The organism is Pseudomonas sp. (genome assembly GCF_049645325.1).
Taxonomy (GTDB): domain Bacteria; phylum Pseudomonadota; class Gammaproteobacteria; order Pseudomonadales; family Pseudomonadaceae; genus Aquipseudomonas.
The window spans coordinates 1-5,842 of sequence record NZ_JBARTQ010000475.1; the positions used below are offsets into that span (position 1 = coordinate 1).

General features: G+C 61.8%; 3 protein-coding genes and 2 pseudogenes. 3 read left to right on the forward strand and 2 right to left on the reverse strand.

Annotated elements, in window-relative coordinates; all coding sequences use genetic code 11:
• Positions 1–188: 188 nt before the first annotated feature.
• Positions 189–875: pseudogene (locus tag WBB95_RS20445) on the forward strand (LysR substrate-binding domain-containing protein); the annotation flags it as partial.
• On the opposite strand, the gene WBB95_RS20450 reads toward WBB95_RS20445, so the two are convergent.
• Positions 856–1,110, reverse strand: coding sequence for a hypothetical protein (locus tag WBB95_RS20450; RefSeq protein WP_017848398.1), 255 nt, complete (start codon positions 1,108–1,110; stop codon positions 856–858). The pseudogene WBB95_RS20445 and the gene WBB95_RS20450 sit on opposite strands and share 20 nt — an antisense overlap.
• Before the next feature lie 163 nt (positions 1,111–1,273).
• Here WBB95_RS20450 and WBB95_RS20455 point away from each other — a divergent pair, with 163 nt between their 5' ends.
• A complete protein-coding gene (locus tag WBB95_RS20455; RefSeq protein ID WP_010172915.1) occupies positions 1,274–1,594 on the forward strand; it encodes a DUF883 family protein in 321 nt (106 codons plus the stop codon).
• Positions 1,595–1,627: 33 nt separating this feature from the next.
• Here WBB95_RS20455 and WBB95_RS20460 read toward each other — a convergent pair whose 3' ends face one another.
• Positions 1,628–2,665: an Ldh family oxidoreductase gene (locus WBB95_RS20460; RefSeq protein WP_424489233.1), complete on the reverse strand. Its 1,038-nt coding sequence runs from the start codon at positions 2,663–2,665 to the stop codon at positions 1,628–1,630.
• Between the two features lie 206 nt (positions 2,666–2,871).
• Between WBB95_RS20460 and WBB95_RS20465 the strand changes: the two are divergent.
• Positions 2,872–5,842, forward strand: a pseudogene (locus WBB95_RS20465) (hypothetical protein); the annotation flags it as partial.

The window sequence follows — 5,842 nt, forward strand, 5'->3', positions numbered from 1 at the left end:
GGGCAAGAGCGTTTTGCTTACTTTTGACTGGGCCGGCATTCCGGCTCCACCAAAAGTGAGCCGCTGTAAGAGCGGAACCAATCGAAGCCATAACCCAGATAACGGATATACACCCCTTCCAGAAAACACCCCACACCTCCCAGCACTGCGCAAAGACCTACAAGCGCCCACACGCCCAAGCTCAGCCAGCGACAAAGCGCTGCCGCCAGAGCCTGGCCATGGTCAACCCGCAAAACCCGGATTATCAGGGCCGCTCGGTGGTGCTGGGGCTGTCGGATGACTTCGAAATTGCCTACGGCCGCCAACTGATGGACGCGCTGGCGCTGCGAATGCCGAAACTGCGGCTGATCTTCCGCCAGACCCACAGCCAGATCGTGGCGGGCGCCCTGCTCGACCGCAACCTGGACCTGGCGATCACCGCCGGCGGGTTTGCCGAGCGGCGGTTGAGCCGTCAGGTGCTGGGAGAAGGTGATTACCGCTGCCTGATCGACCCCGACAGCCTCGCCCCGGACACACACAGCCTCAGCCTGCATGAATTCGTCACGCGCGAACATGTGCTGGTGTCGTCAGGCGGGTTTATCGGGATTACCGATGAAGGGTTGGCGGCGCAAGGGCTGAGCCGCCAGGTGTGTGCATCCACCCGCCATTTTGCCGGGCTGCCGTTCCTGCTTAAAGGCAGTGAAGCGGTGGCGACGATTCCCGGGCATGCCGCCGAGGCCATCGCCCGAATGACGGGCCTGCGTGTGTTGCCCTGCCCGTTGGCGCTGCCACGTTACCCGGTGGAATTGGGCTGGCGCACCCAGGCACAGTTGGACCCGATGCTATTGAAGGTGCGCGAGGCGATTGTGGCGAGTTTTATTTCGCCGCAGCCATGAGCTTGTTGACTTCGCTGCGCACCATGTTGGAAAACTCCGGCGGCGACATACCGTCGAGCTCGGCGCGGACCCATTCGGCCCACTTGCCTTTACGTTTGGCACGCTCGCCGAACAACCGCGCCGCTTCGCCCTTGGCCTTGCCCAGGTTGGATTGCCACAGGTCGTAGAGACGCGACTTTTCATCTTCCAGCTCGGCGCGTTCGGCGAGGGTCTTGTTGGCGAGATTGAAGCTCATGTTGAATTACCTGCTGCACAAATAGGTGACATCTTACACGGTAGGTCGCAATTTCCTGATTCGGTTTTTGCCCCGAATCGTCGTGCCGCAAAAAAACTGCAACTTTTGCCGCCGCCCGATACTCCATTGTTCACTGTCACATTCACCTGCAAGGAGTCACCCAATGGCCCGCAAATCTGCCGCCCAAGCCGTCGAAGAGCAAATCAAGGATCAAGCGTTCAGTGAGCTGACGGCGTTGATCGAAGAGTCGGACAAACTGCTGAAAAGCAGCGCTTCACTGGTGGGCGAGGAAGGTGAAACCCTGCGTGAGCAGGTCGCCATCAAGCTCAAGCAAGCGCTGGACTCGGTGTCCAACGTGCGCGAGCGCAGCAAGCCGGTGGTGGACGCCACCGAAACCTACATCGGTGGCCACCCATGGCAGACCGTGGCGATTTCCGCCGGTTTCGGCCTTGTTGTAGGCCTGCTGTTGGGCCGTCGTAACTGATACCTTGGGGCTGCGCCGCGTGCGCAGCCCCTTTTAAACGCTGGCCAGTGCCTGCAATTGCTCCAACTCCTGCACCTCGATCACAATCCCTTCCTGTTCCGACTTCGCCCGTGTGCGATGACGTCGATCCCCCGGTAAACGCCGCAACCCGGCCGCATGCATCTGCCGCACCAGCTCCTGGCTGCGCTCAGCGAAGCTTTGCCCGGCAGTCTTGCTCGGGTCGATCACGATCAGCAACTGGCCCGTCCACGGCGTACGCGCGCCGGGATGGTCAGCCCAGTTGAACTCAAACGAGAAATTGCCCCCGGTCAAGGCTGCGGCCAGCAACTCCACCATCATCGACAGCGCCGAGCCTTTGTGCCCGCCGAACGGCAACAGCGCGCCGCCTTCGAGGATCGCCTTGGGGTCTTGGGTCGGCTGCCCCAGGCTGTCGACGCCCATGCCCGGCGGCAGGCGTTCGCCCTTGCGCGCGGCAATCTGCACGTCGCCGTGGGCGATGGCGCTGGTGGCCAGGTCAAAGACAATCGGCAGGCCGTCGGCGCGCGGCGCGGCAAAGGCGATGGGGTTGGTGCCAAACAGCGGACGATCAGCGCCGTGGGGCACCACACAGGTCATGCTGTTGACCACGCTCAACGCCACCAACCCCTGTTCGGCGAAAGGTTCGACATCCGGCCACAAGGCAGCGAAGTGATGAGAATTGTGGATCGCGAGCAAGGCAATCCCCGCGCTGCGCGCTTTTTCTACCAGCAACCCTCTGGCAGCCTCCAGCGCTGGCTGGGCAAAACCGTTGCAAGCGTCTACCCGCACAAAGCCTGAGGCCACGTCCGTGACCTGCGGCACGGCGCGGCCATTCACCCAGCCGCTGGCAAGGGTGCTGAGGTAGCCGGGAATACGGAAAACGCCATGACTGTGTGCGCCATCACGCTCGGCGCTGGCGCAATTGCGGGCGAGGATCGCAGCCACTTCGGGCGAGGTGCCGTGCCGCACGAAGACCTGATGCAGCAACGCCACCAGTTCACTGAAACCGATGGAGACACGAGAACCTTCAACTAGCTTGGACGGCGTAGACATCTGAAGCTCCGATTTTATGATTGGAAGGCGCGACAAGACGAGAAACCTGGCCCGTGATTAAACAACGCGCCCGGCCTGCGCTGTCAATCGGCGTTTGCCGCCAAAGGCGCTTTTGCGTCAGTTATCTACCGTCGAACGTTGCCACTGCGCGCTTACCCTGCCACCACCACAGTCGCCACACACATGACCGTGACGGAGAGCAGAGGATGGCACGCGTAACCCCGCCGTATTTTTTTCAAGAGTTTTTACGCCCGATCCGCAGAAAAGAACCGACGCCCAGAGAGCGCGCACTGGGTTTGACCGTCAAGGACCTGGAGTGGCTGCACACGCTGTATTACGCCACGGATCAAGCGCGCCAAGACGCGATATCGCGCGAGGCCCCCATGCGGGTCGAGACACTGACGCTGGAGATGACGGGCAAACTGCCCCTACCACTCGCCGGAGTGTTTCTGATGAGCCCAAGCCCCGATGAACAGAAGGCGTTGCTTTATACGCCCGATGGCGGCATCGAGGTCTTCAAAAGCCGGGCCGAGGCTTGGGAAACCGTTACAAACAACCTTAAAAATAACCATCAAAATAATGATTTAATTAGTTTTTTATCAATAGATCAACGCAAAACCCTTGCTCTCGACAGCCCTTTCACACTGACCGCCGCGACAATTCCTGGCGCGGTGTTCGAAGCTCAGGAGCACGCCATCACCGCCGCCCAGCAGCACAATGTGCACGCCATGCTCGCCGCATTGCGCACCACGCCGACCTTGGGCTGGATGCTCGACACGCTGCTGGCGATCATGGCGCGCTCCTATTTCCCCCACCTTGACCAGCGCGACACGCGGGTCAACAGTTTCATCGCGTCCCCGCAGAACCACAGCAGCACGACTCCCCGCTGGACAGATTCGGCATCGCTGAGTGACGTGCTGCTGCAGTTTTACCTCAAGCAAGCCTGGCCAACGGGACAGACGCGCACCTACACCCACCCCAAACGTACCGCCCAAACCTTGACCGTCGCCGAGCAGGCCGAAGACCAGCAGCGCTGGGACAGCCTGGTGGAGCAAACGGCCGGGGTGCTCTCCAAATTGCTGGGCAGTTTGCTGCAAACCTGGTGGAACGAAGACACGCAAGCGGGCCAATCACGCCATGAGCTGTTCGCCCAAGTCATGCGCGATACATTTCGCGCTGACGTGCTGATCAAACAGCAGAACGGCATCGTGTCCGCCGAAGAAAGTCGTCGATTGCAGGCCGCTTTTCTCCGCGACCCGCCCGCCAGCAGTACCCGGCGCACGCCGTTGCAGATCGACAAAGTGCGCCTCTTCACCCCCTACCAGCACTACGTGGAACTGGCCGCGACCGTGGTGTTCAAGGACAACGAACGGGCCTACCTCTACACCCAAACCCGCGGGCTGCAGGTACTCAAGGGCCCGGATGACCTCAACGACACCCTGCTGAGCATGCTCAAGGCCGCCGGGCATGAGGATGAACTGTTGAACTACCTGTCCCTGGATGAGCGCAGCCTGTACCTCGCCATGGAAGACGTGCATATCAGCGGGTCGCCAGTGACCGGCAATGTGTTCATGGGCATGGTCGAGGACATCATCGCCAAGCAATTGGCCAATATGGAGCACGCCCTGGGCCTGTATCGGCGCAGCGAGGGCGCGGTGGACCTGGCCGCCCTGCTCGACTGCTCGCTGGATATTCGCTCTATGCTCGACAGCCGTTTGCTCAGCCTCGATGCCCAGGGACGCTGGAGCCTGCACCCGGTGAACAGTGACAACGGGCAGCCATCGACGGTCCAGGCCGAACGCGCCAAACAGCTGTTGCAACCGTTGCGCGCAGCACAGGCGGTTCTGATGGAGCAGCAACGCGCTCAGCCCACTTTGCGCAGCCTGGCTTGTCGCGCACTGAACGCTGAGATGCACAAGCGCGCACTGAGCCTCGACGCCGATGATGTGTACATCAACACCTACACAACCGACGCTGAGCCACGCGAAGATCGCGAGCCCGTACGCTCATCAAGCCTGATCGATCACTTCATCGCGCGCCTGGCGGGTGTCGGGACGCCCATCAATGATTCGCCACACAGCGGTTTTTACGGCCAGCGTCATGACGGTATCGCCACGCGCTGGTTCGCCCTGAGCAGCAGCACCTTCAACACCCTCATCGACAATGCCCTGCCGCTCTTCGTCAACCATGACGTGCGCGCGTTGCCGCGCCGTTTTCTGAACAATCATCGCGACCCATTGGTCAGCGCGCTGATGCTCGGGTTGCGCAGTGAAGCCGAGTTGCGCCGGTTGAACAAAACCTTGCCTGCGCCTCACCAGGCCATTCTCGACACGGTGCTGCGACCCGACAGCATGCCGCGGGTGCAGCGCCATGGACTGCTCGGTTTTCTGCCGGACGCCTACGGCCTGACACTCACCGCAGGAGATGAAGCGCTCCCCGTGGCCCTGGCCAACTGTTTCGTGTTGACGGAGCGTGGCGGCATCGACCCCAACCACTCCGGCCATGCCGTGCTGTGGACGCCGCAGCGCGGGCATGAACCGTTCGCGTCGGTGCTCACTTTGCGTGAAGCACTGCAACAGCGGCTGACCGCCCCCGACAAGCGCCTGGCGCTGCTGGCCAACCTGCCGCTGACGCGGCGCGCGCCCCATCAAGCCTTCCACCTGGGGCCGCTGCAACGTATCGACGAGCATTTCCTGGATAACCGCCAACGCAGTGAACTCGACAACCGGCTCGACGCAATCGACTACTGGCGTGCCGCGCCCATGAGCCCCGTGCGTTCGCAGGACTTCATGGATCATGAAATGCGGCGAACGTGGCCGTGCAACCTGGACCGCGCTGCGGCGATTGCCCAGGCCATGATCCATCAGCAATCGTTACCAGTCTGGCTGGGCATGGCGCCGCCTCAAGAGCAAGTACGGCATGCCGAACTGGTGGAGCAATATCGCCTGAGCACGCTGGATGAGCGTGATTACCTGCATGGCCTGCCGCCTCTGCGCGAACACGTGACCCAGCGCCTGCGTACCTTGCTTGACGCAAGGTTCCCGGGCCTGGGGTTAAACCCTGAGGACGTGCTGATTCCCGCCCGGGTGGCGCTCGACGGGCCGGCCCAAAGCCTCACGGACTTTGCCCTGCGTCACTTGCCGGACCTGCTGGCAGACTCTATCCGTCCCTGTGCAC

Coding starts and splice junctions, on each gene's coding strand:
- WBB95_RS20450 (WP_017848398.1), bottom strand. CDS start 1,110: ATGAGCTTCAATCTCGCCAACAAGACCCTCGCCGAACGCGCCGAGCTG.
- WBB95_RS20455 (WP_010172915.1), top strand. CDS start 1,274: ATGGCCCGCAAATCTGCCGCCCAAGCCGTCGAAGAGCAAATCAAGGAT.
- WBB95_RS20460 (WP_424489233.1), bottom strand. CDS start 2,665: ATGTCTACGCCGTCCAAGCTAGTTGAAGGTTCTCGTGTCTCCATCGGT.